Source organism: Deinococcus misasensis DSM 22328 (genome assembly GCF_000745915.1).
Taxonomy (GTDB): domain Bacteria; phylum Deinococcota; class Deinococci; order Deinococcales; family Deinococcaceae; genus Deinococcus_C; species Deinococcus_C misasensis.
In genome coordinates this window covers 1-15,200 of the sequence record NZ_JQKG01000028.1, presented here as the reverse complement: position 1 = coordinate 15,200, position 15,200 = coordinate 1, and the positions used below count along the sequence as shown (strand labels likewise).

Annotated in this window: 14 protein-coding genes; 7 read left to right on the top strand and 7 right to left on the bottom strand. The window is 54.7% G+C overall.

What is annotated here, in order from left to right:
- Window positions 1-54 precede the first annotated feature (54 nt).
- Together Q371_RS15865 and csaB are read left to right on the top strand one after the other, a co-directional pair.
- A complete protein-coding gene (locus Q371_RS15865) occupies window positions 55-1,848 on the top strand; it encodes a DUF5693 family protein (protein WP_034342022.1) in 1,794 nt (597 codons plus the stop codon).
- Window positions 1,845-2,828: a polysaccharide pyruvyl transferase CsaB gene (gene csaB, locus Q371_RS15860; RefSeq protein WP_034342021.1), complete on the top strand. Its 984-nt coding sequence runs from the start codon at window positions 1,845-1,847 to the stop codon at window positions 2,826-2,828. Before Q371_RS15865 ends, csaB begins: the two co-directional genes overlap by 4 nt.
- A gap of 57 nt (window positions 2,829-2,885) precedes the next feature.
- On the opposite strand, the gene Q371_RS15855 is transcribed toward csaB, so the two are convergent.
- The 3 genes from Q371_RS15855 to Q371_RS15845 form a co-directional block, all read right to left on the bottom strand.
- Entirely contained in the window at window positions 2,886-4,172 is a 1,287-nt protein-coding gene (locus tag Q371_RS15855; RefSeq protein WP_034342020.1) for an alginate O-acetyltransferase AlgX-related protein, read from the bottom strand.
- Window positions 4,173-4,276: 104 nt separating this feature from the next.
- Complete coding sequence (locus Q371_RS15850; RefSeq protein WP_034342019.1) at window positions 4,277-5,164, bottom strand: ROK family protein; 888 nt, start codon at window positions 5,162-5,164, stop codon at window positions 4,277-4,279.
- The gene (locus Q371_RS15845; protein WP_034342018.1) at window positions 5,155-5,574 is read right to left on the bottom strand and encodes a thioesterase family protein; all 420 of its coding nucleotides are present in this window, start codon (window positions 5,572-5,574) and stop codon (window positions 5,155-5,157) included. The genes Q371_RS15850 and Q371_RS15845 overlap by 10 nt, the downstream gene beginning before the upstream one ends.
- Before the next feature lie 170 nt (window positions 5,575-5,744).
- Here Q371_RS15845 and Q371_RS15840 point away from each other — a divergent pair, with 170 nt between their 5' ends.
- The 4 genes from Q371_RS15840 (at window position 5,745) to Q371_RS15825 (ending at window position 8,497) form a co-directional block, all read left to right on the top strand.
- Complete coding sequence (locus Q371_RS15840) at window positions 5,745-6,071, top strand: septum formation initiator family protein (protein WP_051964596.1); 327 nt, start codon at window positions 5,745-5,747, stop codon at window positions 6,069-6,071.
- 73 nt (window positions 6,072-6,144) lie between these two features.
- Window positions 6,145-7,203: a M20/M25/M40 family metallo-hydrolase gene (locus tag Q371_RS15835; RefSeq protein ID WP_245618361.1), complete on the top strand. Its 1,059-nt coding sequence runs from the start codon at window positions 6,145-6,147 to the stop codon at window positions 7,201-7,203.
- A 103-nt stretch (window positions 7,204-7,306) separates the two neighbouring features.
- On the top strand, window positions 7,307-7,765 hold the full coding sequence (locus tag Q371_RS15830; RefSeq protein ID WP_034342016.1) for a hypothetical protein: 459 nt from the start codon (window positions 7,307-7,309) through the stop codon (window positions 7,763-7,765).
- A 198-nt stretch (window positions 7,766-7,963) separates the two neighbouring features.
- The gene (locus Q371_RS15825; protein ID WP_211253853.1) at window positions 7,964-8,497 is read left to right on the top strand and encodes a hypothetical protein; all 534 of its coding nucleotides are present in this window, start codon (window positions 7,964-7,966) and stop codon (window positions 8,495-8,497) included.
- Between the two features lie 48 nt (window positions 8,498-8,545).
- Here Q371_RS15825 and Q371_RS15820 read toward each other — a convergent pair whose 3' ends face one another.
- The 3 genes from Q371_RS15820 to Q371_RS15810 all read right to left on the bottom strand — a co-directional run bounded on the left by Q371_RS15820 (window position 8,546) and on the right by Q371_RS15810 (window position 13,617).
- The gene (locus Q371_RS15820) at window positions 8,546-10,417 is read right to left on the bottom strand and encodes a sensor domain-containing diguanylate cyclase (protein WP_034342014.1); all 1,872 of its coding nucleotides are present in this window, start codon (window positions 10,415-10,417) and stop codon (window positions 8,546-8,548) included.
- A 173-nt stretch (window positions 10,418-10,590) separates the two neighbouring features.
- Window positions 10,591-11,769 carry a prepilin peptidase gene (locus Q371_RS15815; RefSeq protein WP_051964578.1) on the bottom strand — a complete coding sequence of 393 codons (1,179 nt, stop codon included), beginning with the start codon at window positions 11,767-11,769 and terminating at the stop codon, window positions 10,591-10,593.
- Between the two features lie 105 nt (window positions 11,770-11,874).
- A complete protein-coding gene (locus Q371_RS15810; protein ID WP_051964576.1) occupies window positions 11,875-13,617 on the bottom strand; it encodes an ABC transporter substrate-binding protein in 1,743 nt (580 codons plus the stop codon).
- Between the two features lie 301 nt (window positions 13,618-13,918).
- Between Q371_RS15810 and Q371_RS15800 the strand changes: the two genes are divergently transcribed.
- On the top strand, window positions 13,919-14,581 hold the full coding sequence (locus Q371_RS15800) for a PIG-L deacetylase family protein (protein ID WP_051964575.1): 663 nt from the start codon (window positions 13,919-13,921) through the stop codon (window positions 14,579-14,581).
- Between the two features lie 333 nt (window positions 14,582-14,914).
- Here the strand turns inward: Q371_RS15800 and Q371_RS27775 are convergent.
- Window positions 14,915-15,200: hypothetical protein (locus tag Q371_RS27775; protein ID WP_034342012.1), on the bottom strand; the 286-nt coding region annotated here is incomplete at its 5' end.

The following is a 15,200-nucleotide window of genomic DNA, read 5'->3' as shown; positions in this document are numbered from 1 at the left end:
GTTTATGCTCTGCAAGTGATGCAAGAGGAAGGTTGTTGGTGATTCCCTGTGAAAATGCTCAGAACGCTGCTTTATGCGCTGCTGTGTTTAAGTTTGATTCCGGCCCTGATGCTGGGCTGGAACCGCATTCAATTTGAAAGGGCCCAGCAGGTCACGGCCCTGACCCTCGACATGCCCACCCTGCGCGATCAGGCCATTGCCACGGGCAAAACCGAAGATGAACTGCTGCAAGATTACCGTGCCCTCGGGGTGAACGGACTGGCCATCTACGAGGATCTGGTCAAAGACCGCATTGAACGGGGCGAATTGATGGTGCAAGGTGGGTATTCCATCCTGTCCCTGTATCCCAACGCTCCGGTCAAACCCAACTGGGTGTATTACCGCAGCCTCCAACCGGGTTCTGCCGAAGACCTCGCACAACGTTATGTGCTCAAGTCCGAGGAGGTCACCTTCAACGGTCAGAAATGGATTGGCTTCCCCATGGACCTTGCAGCGTTTCCTGCTGGTCCCAACCTGCCCGAGCTGGAAAAGCGCAAGGCTGAGGGTTGGATCATCAGTTATCGCCCATGGAACCACCCTGCAGTCAAAAACCCCGGTCAGTACCTTCCCAAAGTTCCGGTGCTGATTTTCAACGGCCTGAACATCTATGGGTACGATGACCCGGCCAGCCTGCAAGAGTATGGCCAGAGCATCAAACAGTCGGGTGCTGCGGTTTCCCTGATCGAGTTCACCGAGCAAAAAGGGGTTCCAGAGTTGGCACGTGAATTGCCTGCGGTGCGGGTGTTCAGCCTGAGCCGGGAGTACCAGGTCACCCTGACCCCTGAGGATTTTGCCTCCAAGGTGGTGCTGGCTGCCCGTGAACGCAACATGCAGGTGCTGTACATCCGGCCTTTCAACCGCATCTCTGACACCGAGAAGATGCTCAAAAAGATCATGGCCGGTCTGGACCGTGCCGGGTTTGAACTGGGTGCCCCCACCCCAGAGGATTACCAGCCCAACACCTTGCTGCGCATCCTGAGTTGCATTGGCCCTGTGGCTGCACTGGTGCTGGTGGCCCTCAGTTACCCTTTGCGCTGGTTGGGTGTGCTGGCTGCAGTGGGTGCCCTCGGGCTTGCGGTGGTCACCGCTGGACCTTCATGGGGAGCGATGGCCTTGCTGGCTGCGATGGTGTTTCCAGCTCTGGGTTTCTTGTTGCAGCGCAAAACCCCCTGGGATTGGTTGCGGGCCACCTCGATCAGCTTCATGGGGGTGTTCTTCCTGACCGGAATTGGGACCAGTCGGCTCGGGATGCTGGGCATTGAACCTTTCGCTGGTGTTTCCTTGACCCTCCTGATGCCTGTTGCCCTGTACCTGGGCAGCCTGATGCCCAATCAGGACATCCGCAAAACCCTCAAGGACCTGTACAACACCAAAATCCAGCTCGGAGACCTTGCGGTGGCCGGGATCGGTCTGGTGGTGCTGGCTCTGGTGTTCCTGCGCAGAGGCAACGATACAGGTGTGGGGGCCTCCAACGCAGAAATCGAGATCCGCCAACTGGTGCAGGATTCCATGATCCGCCCGAGGTTCAAAGAGATGATCGCCCACCCTGCCGCTTTGCTGGGCCTGACGGGCTTTTTCCCCCAGTACATCACCATTGCGTTGATGCTGGTCGGTGTGATCGGGCAGGCCAGTCTGGTGAACACCTTCGAGCACTTCCACACCCCCTTGCTGATCAGCTTGCTGCGTGCAGTCAATGGTGTGGCTTTCGGTCTGGTGACGGGTCTGATCATGATTCCCGTGGTGCGCTTCATCATCAAATGGTTCGGGCAGTACCGTGAAAACCGTGACAAAGGTCAGGTGCAAGCATGAAGGTCCTCCTGAGCGGTTATTACGGCTTTGACAACACCGGAGATGAAGCCATCTTGCTGGCCATCACCCGAGAACTGAAAGCCATGGGCCACGAACCGATGGTCCTCAGCAACAACCCAGAGCAAACCGAAGCGTTCACAGGCGCAAAAGCCTTCCCTCGCATGAAACCGCAGGGTTTGCTGCCTGCCTTGCTCAAGTGCGATGTGTTGCTCTCTGGCGGAGGAGGCCTCCTGCAAGACAAAACCAGCAGCAGAAACCTGACCTACTACCTCACGGTGATTCAGACCGCCAAGCTGTTTGGAAAGCGGGTGGCGGTGTTCAACCAGAGCATTGGCCCCCTGACCGAAGAAGGCAAAAAGCGCATTCAGGGTCCTTTGCAGCGCACCGTCAACATTGTGCGGGACCAGAAAAGCAAAGGTCTGCTGGACAGCCTCGGGCTGAAATCCCATCTGGGCGGAGATCCTGCCTTGCTGCTCCAACCTTCCAAAACCCTGCCCAGAGACCCCAACCGCGTGGTGATTGCCCCCCGTGGAGACGAAACCGACATCACCGACCGCCTGAAACCCGTGGTGCGAGACCTGACCGCACGGGGATTCAAAGTGCAGGTCATTTCCTTCCACCCTCATGTGGACGATGTGGCCGCTCGCGCTTTGCAACAAGCCGGACAGAACGTGGAGGTGCTCTCCACCAGCGATCCACAACTGGCTCTGGACCACATCTCGGCGGCAGGCCATGTGATCGGGGTGCGCCTGCATGCGGTGATTCTGGCAGCAGCGGCTCGGGTCAAGTTCACCGGCATCCATTACGACCCCAAAGTGGAAGGTTTCTGTGCAGATGCCCTGATGCCCACCTTTCCCAGAGATTTCAACCCTGCAGACGTGCTGAACGTGGTCATCCGTGACACCCAGCCTGATTGGTCCGGGGTTGAGGCCATGACGGTGCGTGCCAGAGAAAGTTTCCGGGTGGCTGTAGAGGGATGAAAAATGGGTTTGTTTTCAGGTGGCTCAATGGACGGATTGAGCCACCTTGTTTGAGGTTCAGTTGGGCAAAGCAGGGAGATTCAGGGTGGAGGACACCAGTGACACTTCAAAATCCACATTTTTGTCGCTGTCAATGTCCACATCCACCGACTTGATCTTTTTGCCTGCTGGCACCACAAAAGCATAGTCTTTGAAGTTTGTTCCATGCCAACGATCAAATTCCATCTTCTGGGTGCTTGCATCGGTGTAAGTGATGTTGAGGATGAAGGCCTTGTCTTCAACATTCAACAGTTTCAGTGTGAAAACCGTCCAGGGACGTTCAGGGATTTGAGCATCAAAATCAACATGCAAACGCTTCCCTTGGCTTTGACCCCGCATGGACCACAATGGCTGTGCATCCTGTCGCACCACATAAGCCAACACCTGATTGAGGTTGTCTGGCCCCAGAGAGTTGATGTCTGCTTCCTGCCGGTTGATCTGGTACAGGGGAAGCTCCCAAATGACCATGGAAGGTGGACGATGCAGGGCAAAGAATTCAAACAAACTGCCCATGGCACCACTTCCATTCAAAGCATGGTTCTCCAGAGGAGCATTGAGGGCCATTGAAAGGGAGTGATCAAAGCCCAGACCAGGTGGTCTCGCGCTGTAACTGGTGCCCAGCAAAACCACTGCAGGTTCCTGATCGGACAGCAGGTCTGAACTGTCTCCGCCCAATGTGTAAGTGTTGAAAACATCCCCTTTCAGTGGAAAATCCTTACAGGCTTTTTGCAGGCTCCGCTCAGATTTGCCAAAGTTTTTGAAGGTCCCGGTGACAGTGATTTTGGCTCCATCCTGCTGAATTTCTCTGGACAGGGCAGGAAATTGCTGCTGGATGGTTTGGGCTGTCACTTGTGCAGCCAGATCCAGTCCAGCCTGGGACCAGTGCACGTCGTAAAGCGTTTCAAACATGAAAGGCTGTTGTTTCCTGAGCTCCACTGCTGGAGGCAACAGGTCAATGGTGAGAATGCGGGTTTTTTGAAATTGCTGAATGACCTGCTGGTAGCTTTTCAGGTAAGCCGTTGGATTGTTGTGTGGCACAAGGTCAGGATTCAGAATGTGTTCCAAATAAGGAATGGGAAGCACAACCAGTTTGCTCCCTTGTTGTTCAAGGGCTTGTTGCAGCACCGACAGGTGAGCCAGGGTTCGTTCAGAAAGAGGACGGTAGACAAAACTCAATCTTGAACGGTGGATGATCTGCCCAGAAGGAAGGATCAAAAAATCTTTTTTGACGGCTTCACAATTGTCCTGGGTCTGGGCAAGGGCTTGTCCTGCAAGCAAAGCAAACAACAAACTGACAACACGCATTTTTGTATTCTAAAGAAAGAAACATGCAAATGGAAAGAACCGTTTTGGCAGCTCAAAACAAAAACCCTCTGCATTGCGCAGAGGGTTCATAGCTTGAAGAGGTCTCAGAACCTGCGGCCTGCCAGAGCAGCACCAATCACACCAGCGTCGGTGCCCAGAGCGGCCAGACGCAACTCGGGACGCACATCGAAGTTGCCCAGTCGGTCGATGGCCACTTCGCGCACGAAGTTCAGGAAGTAATCTCCGACACTGCTGACCCCACCCCCGAGCACGAACACTTCAGGGTCAATGGTGAGTTGCAGGTTGGCCACCAGAATGCCGATGTGGGTCATGGCGGTTTCCACCACCCGTTTGGCAATGGGGTGTCCTTCCTGGGCCAACTGGAAAGCTTCGGCGGTGGTGGTGGGTTTGTTCAGGGCAAAGGTGGCGTCTCTGGCAATGGCGGTGCCACTGCACAGGGCTTCAAGGCCCCCCACCACGCCTGAACCGGCCACGGTGCCGTAAGGCAGGGCAGTCACGTGTCCGATTTCGCCGCCTACACCGTGTGCACCACGGATCACGCGGCCATTGAGCACAATGCCTCCACCGATGCCGGTGGAAATGGTGATGAACACGCTGGAGTCCGTGCCACGACCAGCACCGTACACCCCTTCGCCCAGAGCGGCAGCGTTGGCATCGTTTTCGATGTCTACATGCATGCCGAGTTTCTCAGAGAGGTAGCTGCGCACAGGCACATTTTCAAAGCCGTAGATGTTGGGAGCAAACTTCACCATGCCTTGCTTGAAGTCCAGAGGGCCCGGCAGCCCCACACCCACGGTTTCCACGCCGGGCACGTGCTGCTTGAGTTCTTCCACCTGGCGGGCAATCTGGTCCAGAACGCTGACCCAGCCATCTCTGGGGGTGGGTTCCACGCTCTTGTGGGTGATGGTTCCGTCCTGCACCACTGCAACTGCAATTTTGGTGCCTCCTAGGTCTACGCCGATCAGTGACATTCAACTTCCTCCTGTGGGCCCATGAAGCCCTGTAAAAACTGCCGAACCGGTTCAGGGAGTGGGGCAGCGGTCATTTGTGCAGGATCAATCCCGACCTGCACGCTTTTTGCGGTGGCGCACACCACCCCGTCTGCCAGCACAGAATAGGCCATCTCGAAACTGCTGTTCCCAATGCGGGTGATCAGACTTTCGATTGTAACCTTTTTTCCCAATTTGATCTCGCGCTTGAAATCCAGACTGATGTGGGCCAGAACAAAATTGAAGCTCGGGACGCCACTTTTCAGGGCCTCCTGCACCAGTTGCATTCGGGCCACTTCCAGATACTGAACGTAAGCGGCGTTGTTGATGTGACCAAGCATGTCGGTGTCTCCGAACCTGATCTGAATGTCGGTAACGATGGGCTTGGGCATACGCTTCAGTGTAACAAGGTCACTTCGTCTTTGATGCGTACAAAGATAAATGTCTAGATGGAAAGAGGGCAGTAGGCAGAAAGCAGAAGGCAGAAGGTTTTTCTGCCAAAGGCTTTTTGCTTGCTCCTCCCCACATCAATTCCAGACAAACTTCTTTATACTGTTCTCTGATGAAACGCCCTCCCATCCTCATGGTCATTTTAAGTGTGCTGGCCGGTCTGGGCATCATCCAGATGACTGTGCTCATCGGGTACAGCATTTACCGCACGGTGGAGTTTCACCAGCAGATCAATGAACTGGAAGGTCGGGTGTCCCTGCTCAAACAGGATGTTGCAGACCTCAAAAACATGCGCCAGAAGTCCTACGATCCAGAGTTCCTGCGCCAGTTGGCCCGCTGTCAGGGCTTTGTTGGAGAGAAAGAAGAAATTCTGGTGGACAAAAATGCCCGTCAGGATGTCAACGAAGCCGAGTGCCGTCTTCCAGTCTTGCGCCCTTGAAGTGTGATCTGGGGTGCTCTGGGAAAACCCCTGACCGCTGAAAGCTGACCGGTTGCGTGGTATAACTTGTCTCGTGCTAGATGACCTTGTGCGTATTGCCCGCACCCCTGCGCCGTCCCATCAGGAACACCGTCGGGCTGAACTGGTGTCCACCATGTGGCGGGAGTTGGGGTTTTCTCCAGAGCAGGATGAAGTCGGAAATGTTTTTCTGAAGCTGGGTCCTGCAGAAGGCAAAGCCTTGTTGCTCAGTGCCCACCTGGACACCGTGTTTGGTTTCGATGTCCCACACACTGTGCACGAAAAAAATGGTCGTCTGGTGGGGCCGGGCATCGGAGACAACAGCGCCAGCCTGACCGTGCTCACCCAGTTCCTGAAGAACCTGAAACCAGAGCAGTTGAAAAAACCCCTCTGGGTGCTTGCCAATGTGGGAGAAGAGGGACTTGGAGACCTCAAGGGCATCAAACATTTCCTGCAGCACCACCACCAGAGCATCCACCGCTACATTGCACTGGATGGGTACCTCGGGATGGTGGTCACCCAGACGGTGGGATCCAAACGGTACCGGGTGGTCTTCAAAACACAAGGGGGGCACTCGTGGGGCGACAGTGTGCCTTCTGCCATTCATGCACTGGGGGCTGCCATCACCCAGCTTTATGCCCTGCCTTTGCCCAGAGATCCCCGCACCACCCTGAATGTGGGTACGGTTGCTGGTGGGACCAGTGTGAACACCATTGCAGGCCATGCAGAATTCTTGCTGGATTTGCGTTCTCTGGATGTGCACCACCTCACCCAACTGGAGGCCAAAGCGCTGGACCTCATCCGCAATGCTGCCCGTGAAGTGGGTGCCAGTGTCGACCTCGAACGGGTGGGCAACCGTCCTGCTGGAGACCTCAACAACCATGAACTGGTCAAACTGATCCGCACTGCCGGATCCAGAATGGATCTGGATTTTCGTCAGGTGGCCAGCAGCACCGATGCCAATGCAGCTGTGACTTACGGGATTCCTGCAGTGGCCATGGGGGTTTATCTCGGTGGAAATGCCCACCGCACCGACGAGTGGGTTCAGCCTTCCAGCCTGAAAGTGGGACTCGGGTTGGTGCAGCAGGTGGTGGAGGCTTACCAGAGGCTGTAAACCCAGATCACAATTGCTTTTGCACCCTCATCCGCCCGTCAGCAAGATTTGACTATCATGAGGGGGTAGCCCACAATTCACTGAAGCTACAGAAGGAAGGTTCATGATGAAACATCTTCGTCAATGGGTGATGTCTGCTGCAGTTTTGTTGTCCAGCGTGGCGATGGCAGATCCTGCCACTTCGATTTTCAAGTCCTATCAAGATGTGTACAACCAGGCCAGCAAACTGGTCCCCGGAGCAGAACTCTGGGAGGGTGGCTTCACTTACTTTGATGAGTCCGGCGAAGAGTGGACCTGGGATTACGACGATGCTTTCCTGACCACCGAAGGTGAACGCCTGCTGATTGTGGCTTTCGGTGACGGTGAAGTGCTCACCGACATGGATCTGGTGATCACCGATGTGGCCGGTGCAGAAGTGGCCAAAGATGTCGATGAGGACAACTTTGCTGTGGTGGATTTTGTTGCTCCAGGGGGCACCCTGACCATCACCATGCGCGCTTTTGAAACCAAGCGGGCCAACGAAGGTTACGGCGGGTACATGATCTTCCGCATCGCCAAGTAAGGACCATCACACTTTTACCACCTTCATCCACTTTCAGAACCTCAGGCCCAGCTTTCGCTGGGCTTAAATTTTGCAGTGCTGTAGGGAATTTTATGCCACAGCACATGAGTTTTTTGATGTTTGAAACAAGGATTTGAATTGAATCAATCCTGTATACAGCATTTTCGAGAAAAATGTTATGATGACTGTGTGGCTGGCGTGAAATTTCATCGAACCTGTAGACAGTGTCTCACCGAATGGACCGTGGAAAAGGCCCATGAAGACAGACTTGCCCGAGAAGCAGCAGATGTGGGTGGCATGATGACCGACATCCTGAATGTGGACCTCGGCAAAATGATGCGCAACCGCTTTAAAATTGGGCTTTCCCAGAGTTCCCGGACCAACACCACCCTCAGCAACCGCGCCATTGCGTCCCAGGAACTGAAAAGCATGCGTCGCTGTCCGAGTTGTCGGACCCCCGATTACTACGACGAGAAAATCCTTGAAGTCGCTGAAAAGGTCATTTTCGGTCAGGCTTCTCAACCCGATGCTGTTCCCGTTTTGAACGCAGCAGCATCTTCACCTGCACGTCCTGAACCCACCCCTGCACCGGCATACAACGGTCCCAAAGGGGTCAATGACATTCTGCAGGAGCTGGACAATTTGCTGGATCAACTGACCACCGGAAAAATCAGCTCGGAGGAGTACAGCCAGCGCAGGCAGCAAATCATGAAGTTCATCGAGATGGTCTGAACTTCGCTTGCAAGAACAGCCCTGCAATCAGGGCTGTTCTTTTTTGTGTCATCCCCCCTGAAAAATGAAGGTGTTGCGCTTTTCTTTGGCCTGATACATCGCGTGATCGGCAATGCGCACAATGGTTTGCAGGTCCCGGCCATGCTCGGGGACCAGAGCAATGCCAATGCTGATTCCCACACTGGCAATGCCTTGAGAGAGCGGTACCGGTTCCTGAACCACCTTCAGGATGGTTTGTGCAGTCAGATGGGCCTCTCTGGCATGCACACCCGGCAGCAACAGGCCAAACTCGTCCCCAGAGAGCCGGAACCAGATCCCCGTTTCAGGCGCAGCTTGTTGCATGCGTTGCACCACGGTTCTCAGCAGCACATCTCCAGCTTCATGGCCGAAGGTGTCGTTGACCTGCTTGAAGCGGTCCAGATCCATGAAAAAGAACGAAGCCTGTGGATGCTCGTCCAGCCATTTCTGGCCTTCCGCCCACAGGTAGTGGCGGTTGTACAGTCCGGTCAGGGCATCATGGAAAGCCATGTGACGCACCCGTTCCTCGTGGGTTTTGCGTTCGGTGATGTCGCGCAGGTTGACCACCACCCCCTGAATCACCGGATCGTGCAGCAGGTTGCGGGCAAAAATTTCCAGCCAGACCGGCTCTCCAGAGGTGAGGTAACGGGCTTCAAGCTGCACTTCATGGCCGGGACTGTGCAGCACTTCTTCCCAGAACCGCTGGACATGGGGTTGGTCTTCTGCAACCACCTGCAAAGGCACCCGTTCGCCCAGACGGACTTCAAGCTCGGGCAACAGGTGATGCAAAGAGCCTCCGATGTGCAGGATGCGGGATTGCTCATCGAGCAGCAGCAGGGCATCTGAACTGGTTTCAGAGAGGATCCGGAAGTACTGTTCACGGTTTTGCAATTGCACCCGTGAACCTTCCAGACTGGCCAGTAGGTGGTTGATGTCGTGGCTGAGCATCCCGAGTTCGTCCCGGCTGTTCTCTGGAAGGCGGGCTCTGGGATCCTGGGTCAGACGGATGTCACGCACCGCTTCACTCAGGCCGGCCATCCGGGACAGCACCGTGCGGTTCAGCAGCACCAGAGGCAACAGGGCAGTGAGCAGCATCATGGTCACGATGGTCAGGGTCAAAGAACGGCGGGTGGAGGTCAGCACCGGAGAAAGCACCCGGTTCCCCACAATTTTCAGCACATAAATGGGCTTGTTGTTCACATCCCTGAACAGGGCGTAGGAAGTCAGGCTTTTTGCAGAAGGCACCACCACAAGGGACTCGGTCTTCAGTTGCCGGGTGATTTCGGGTTGCTGTTGCAAAGATTGAAGGGACACCTTCAAGTGGTTGCGTTCTCCAATGGCATTGAGGGTGCTCTGGTGCAAAAAGCGACCCATCAAGAGGTGGCCATTGGCTGGTTTTCGGGACAGGCTGTCCCGAATGGGGGCGACAGAGAAAGCCAGCAAACCGTTCGGTGTGTTGACCAGCCCTTTTTGTTTTTTCTGAAGGTTGGTCACAAACGGTTGGGTCATCCACTCTGGACGGGGCAGATAACTGACCTGCTCCCAGTCCATCCACACTTCTTTGACCAGCTTCAGGTTCAGGTCGTAATAACCAACCACCGACAGACGCAGGCCATGCAGGGCTTCAATGGTGAGGTTGTTGTCCACAAAGGCCTGATTCTGGTTTTCAATGAAGTTGTAAGAGTCGTCCCACACGGCCCAGTCCGCAAAATTGATTTCATAGAGGGTGTTGGCTTCGTATTGCAGGTCTTCCATCACCCGGGTGATGCGGGTGCGTTCGGTGATGCCTTCGGTGTTTTGAAAGGTGGATTTCAGCAATTCCTGCACGAAAACATAAAGCACCAGAGCCACCAGTGCAGCACTGAGCCCCAGAACCAGAAAACTTTTCAAGCGCAAATTCATGATGAAGACCTTCTGCCTTTACGGTTGTATTTTCTCAAATCAGACGTCACAAGACTCTTCAAATGGCGTACAAGATGCATTTTGAGACACAAGGATGAAGAAAAAATAAAGGGAAGCAGATGCTTCCCTCTGGATTGAAAGTTGACCTCCATGAAGAATCCCGAATCAACAAATCACATGCCACCCAGCAGCATTCCAGTGTACCAATCTGTCAGGGCAGGTCCATAAATCAGGGCCACAAACCCCCCAATGGCCAGAAAAGGACCAAATTTGATCTTGCGGTTCCTGGTGATGGCAAAAATCAAAATCCCGAGCACTGCTCCGGCCACAATGGCCAGCACCAGACTGACAAACACATTGGAAATGCCCACAAAAGCCCCAATCATGGCCAGCAATTTGACATCACCAAAACCCATGGCGATGGGATCGTAATCTTCCTCTGGGATGTCGTCTTCGGGCTCTGGGGCAAGCCACCAGTAAAATCCAGCGATCAAGGCAGCGATGCCCGCTCCGGCCAGCAGGTTTTGCAAGCTGACCAGAATGGTGTTGATCAGGTTGGCATCCATGCCCAGATACACTTTCACCCCGAGGCTGATCAGGATGCCCGGCAGGGTGATGAAGTCCGGAATGCGGATGTACCTGCGGGCGGCCAGATTGACCAGCATCGCCAGCATGACTGCACCTGCTGCCCACCACGGACCGAACCACAGGCCCACCAGAGCCCCCAGACTCAGGGTCTGGTAATCGATGGGGGTGGACGGATATTTGGCTTCTTTGAAGCGTCTCAACAGGTAAGAACCGAAATTCCCAACCAGTGTCAGGATGCCTGCTCCATACAGTGCAGCCGTGAAAGCATCTTTGAGGCCGGGCAATTGAAAAAAGTACCCGCCTTGTGTCTGGTTCACCCATGAAAAGCCCAGACCCACCAGCAAACCCACCAGACTGAGCGAGTCAGGAATGGTGTAGGTTTGCAGGTCAATCACGCTGATGGCCAGCAGCACCGTGAAAAAGAAAAACAGCCCGAGCAGGCTGGGACCCACATCCTGTAAAGGAAAAAAGTAAGCCAGCAGGCCATACCCGAGTGCAGAAATGCTCTCGATGATCGGGTACTGGGAGCTGATGGGGGCTTTGCAGTAACGGCATTTTCCACCCAGAGACACCCACGACAGCACCGGAACCAGATCCAGAGGGCTGAGCTGGTGGTCGCACTTCGGGCAATGGCTGGGGGGAAAGGCGATGGATTCGCTCCTTGGAATCCGGTAAATCAGCACGTTGGTAAAAGAGCCGACCAGAGCCCCGAGAATCACAGCAACCGTGATGATGAATGCAGTGGGGTAATCAGTTGGGTTCACGCCCTTCAGTTTACAGTCTTCATACAAAAACACCTCGGGGTGATCCCGAGGTGCATTCTGCTGTGCGTTATCAAGCTGTTCTTTTGCAGGACGGCAGACAGGGGTTCAGTCTTTGCTGATGGTGTAGTAGTAATCGCCAGCGAACATGGGGTTTTTCAGGCGACCCTGCACGTTTTTGTTCTGCACATAGGTGTTGAGGGGCTGCCCCAGAGGGATGAACGCAGCATCTTCGTATCCCTGACGGGCAATTTGCTGGTACAGCTCGGTGCGGCGGTCGTTGTCGGTGCTCGCGACGGCTTCAGTGATGAGTTGATCCAGAGCCTCGTTTTTGTACCCCACTTGCACCCCATAGTTGCCTGTGGACTGCAAAAAGGGTTGTGCGAAGTTGTGAGGATCGGCGTAATCTGCGCCCCAAGCCCCGGCCCACACGGTCATCTGGTTGTTGGAAGCCTGAGAAAGCAACTGGCTGAAGGCCAATTCACGCACTTCAAGCTGGAATTTGGGATTGATTTTCTGAAGGGTGGTTCTCAGGATGTCCAGAGCCCTCTGGCGTCCAATGTTGCCCGAGTTGTAAAACACCGGCAGGGTGAAGCCGTTTTCCCACACCTCGCCGTTCCAGGCTTTCTTGAAGTATTCCGCAGAAGCTTCTGGATCGTAGGTGTAAGCGGGCAAGTCTGCGCTGTAACCGGGCAATCCTTCGATCAGCACGGTGCCTGCACGCTGGCTGAGGTTCTGGGTGACCTCTTTGATGTAGGCGTCGTAATCAAAAGCCGTGGCAAAGCCTTTGCGCACATTGATGTCGCTGAAGAAGTCGGCTGGAATGCCTTTGCCGTCCAGTTTGCCACTGCCCAGATAATTGGTGCCTTGCTTGCTGATCTTCTGGTTCATGAATAACCCGGACAGGTTCAAACCAGAGGCTTTTTCCACGCTGAGCTTGTCGTTTTTCTCCAGTTGGGGCAGGGCTGAGGGGGTCATGGCATTGGGCAGGGCCATGTCGGCGTCTCCAGCCTCCAGCATTTTGATGCGGGTGTTTTCATCGGCGACGCTCTGGATGACCACCCGTTCCAGTTTGGGGGCTTCACGCCAGTAATTTTCATTGCGGATCAGGGAAACCGCCTGTCCCACATCGTAGCGTTCGATGGTGAACGGACCAGAGCCCACAGGCCCCTGATCGAGTTTGCCTGAGCCTTCTGCAAGGTTGGTGAATTCCTGCCAGGTGCCGTCTGTGCCATCCCAATCGCCTTTCTCGATGGCGTCTGCTTTGGAGTAAACGGCGCTCGGGTAGGTGGCCAGCACCCCGAGGAAGGGGGCAAAAGGTTTGGCCAGTTTGAATACCACCGTGTTGCTGTCGGTGGCTTCCACAGACTGGTCAATCTGTTCAAAGCTGAAATTGCCTTCCCGCACAGGTTCAGCCCGGCCCAGAAGGGGTTCGGTCAAAAGCACTGCAGGACCAATGTCCGTCGAGTAAACCATCATCCGCTCGATGGAATATTCCACATCTTCGGCGGTCACAGGCTCCCCATTGGAGAATTTGGCGTCGCTGTTCAGTTTGATGGTGTAAGTGAGGCCGTCTTCGCTGATGCCTCCGTTTTCCACGGTGGGAACTTCGGCAGCCAGCATGGGCACGTACTTGTCGGCGCTTTCGCCATCGTAGAACAGCAGGGTTTCGAGGGTGTTCTGGATCACTTCACCGCAGGCAGAGTCGTAACAGTAAGCGGGATCAAAGCGGGACCAGTCTCCAAAAGACAGGCTGAGCAAAGTGTTGGCATTCTTGTCGCCCTGTCCACCGCAAGACATCAAGGCAGCGGTCAGACCGAGCAGCAAGAAATGTTTTTTCGAGGGTTTCATCACGTGGGTTCCTCCTCGGGGAAACAGGTCCCCAATCCTAGAACTCCAGAGTAGGGTCCTGCACGGCTTCCCACAATGCTTTTTTGATTGAGTAAAGTTTTAAAATTCTCTTGTTTTTCTGTGGTGCGCACAGGGTCAGTCGGGTCCATGCAAAGGATTTTCTGCATGAGGCAACCTGTTTCAGACATGAAATCTTCATGAGATCTGCATGTGTGCTGTCTTTTCGTCTTTCAGCAAAGCGCAAAGACCTGTCTGCAAATGCCCTGCCCTGCTTCCCAGAAACTCGGGTTAAAGTAAAACCATGAAGCTTCTGATGATTTTTCCTCACCCCGACGATGAAGTGTACGGTGCCTCTGGAACCATCCTCAATTTCACCCAAAACGGCGAAACCGTCGGCCTTGTGACCCTCACCCACGGCGAAAAAGGACGCACTCTGGGCCTCGCAGACGGTCCCGAGGAGCTGGCCAGAGTGCGCCATCAGGAGCTGAAAGACTGTGTGGCTGCGCTGGGCATTCAGGTCCATGAGCACCACCACTTTCCAGACGGTGGCCTCAAACAACACGACTTTGAAGAACTGGTGCAGGTGGCCATGCAGGCCATTCAGAAGCACCAACCCGAGATCCTCCTCACCTTTCAGCCCAACGGCAGCAACGGACACCCCGACCACGTCACCACCAGCAAAGTGGTCATCGAGGCTTTCGAACGGCTGGGCAAACCCTGCACATTGTGGTTCTACTCGGGCGATGTGCCCTACAACGAAGAACTTGGGAAGATCCACCTGTACCCCAATGTGCGTTTCAACGTGATCCAGCACATCACCACCAAATTGCGGGCCATCAGCATGCACCGCACACAGGCCCTCTCCACAGTGGATTTTTTCCGTCGTGCAGCAGAACGCATTGCTGAAGAGACCTTCCACCAGTACCACCCAGAGCTGGACGATCAGACGGTGATTCCCACTTAAAGGACAGGGAGCAGGGTCTTCGATCCGCCGAGGGCTGAGAGCCGAGAGCCGAGAGCCGAGAGCCGAGAGCCGAGAGCAAAGTGCTGTACGTACAAAAAACAGTCAAGGGAATTGTGTAGCGGCGAGCGTGTAGAGGGATCGCAAGTTGATCCCTCGTTTTGCACTTTCTGGGGATGCCTCGCCCAGTGGCAAGAATTTTGGTTGAGGGCAAGACAGCACGCTGCGCCTTTCATCGCTTTGACCAAAGCCTTTTTTGTCCTCGGCATCTTCTCTGATTCCCAGGTCAACGCAAAGTCTGAAGTTTGGCAGGCCGACTGAGAAAGCGGTCAGCCGTCAGCCATCAGCGATCAGTGAAAAGCGGATCCAGAGGCTTTTGCTTTCGAGAGCAGCAAGACCAAAAGGCCAAGCTCCATCAGGTTTGGCAAGCTCAACCGACTGGAAGAAGACTTTCCTTCTGGCTGACGGCTGAACGCTGAGGGCTGACGGCTCTTTCTGTTTGCATCGCCCGAACAGCGACTTTGCATCTACCCTGCTCTGATTCCCCCGAAACATCCGTGCTATATTGAAAAACGCATAGAGTGCTTCTTGTGGCCCTCCACAAAAACCAGCTCTTTTTGCA

Bases quoted from the DNA above. Each gene is read 5' to 3' on its own strand.
- Q371_RS15865 (WP_034342022.1), top strand. From the start codon at position 55: ATGCTCAGAACGCTGCTTTATGCGCTGCTGTGTTTAAGTTTGATTCCG.
- csaB (WP_034342021.1), top strand. From the start codon at position 1,845: ATGAAGGTCCTCCTGAGCGGTTATTACGGCTTTGACAACACCGGAGAT.
- Q371_RS15855 (WP_034342020.1), bottom strand. From the start codon at position 4,172: ATGCGTGTTGTCAGTTTGTTGTTTGCTTTGCTTGCAGGACAAGCCCTT.
- Q371_RS15850 (WP_034342019.1), bottom strand. From the start codon at position 5,164: ATGTCACTGATCGGCGTAGACCTAGGAGGCACCAAAATTGCAGTTGCA.
- Q371_RS15845 (WP_034342018.1), bottom strand. From the start codon at position 5,574: ATGCCCAAGCCCATCGTTACCGACATTCAGATCAGGTTCGGAGACACC.
- Q371_RS15840 (WP_051964596.1), top strand. From the start codon at position 5,745: ATGAAACGCCCTCCCATCCTCATGGTCATTTTAAGTGTGCTGGCCGGT.
- Q371_RS15830 (WP_034342016.1), top strand. From the start codon at position 7,307: ATGATGAAACATCTTCGTCAATGGGTGATGTCTGCTGCAGTTTTGTTG.
- Q371_RS15820 (WP_034342014.1), bottom strand. From the start codon at position 10,417: ATGAATTTGCGCTTGAAAAGTTTTCTGGTTCTGGGGCTCAGTGCTGCA.
- Q371_RS15810 (WP_051964576.1), bottom strand. From the start codon at position 13,617: ATGAAACCCTCGAAAAAACATTTCTTGCTGCTCGGTCTGACCGCTGCC.
- Q371_RS15800 (WP_051964575.1), top strand. From the start codon at position 13,919: ATGAAGCTTCTGATGATTTTTCCTCACCCCGACGATGAAGTGTACGGT.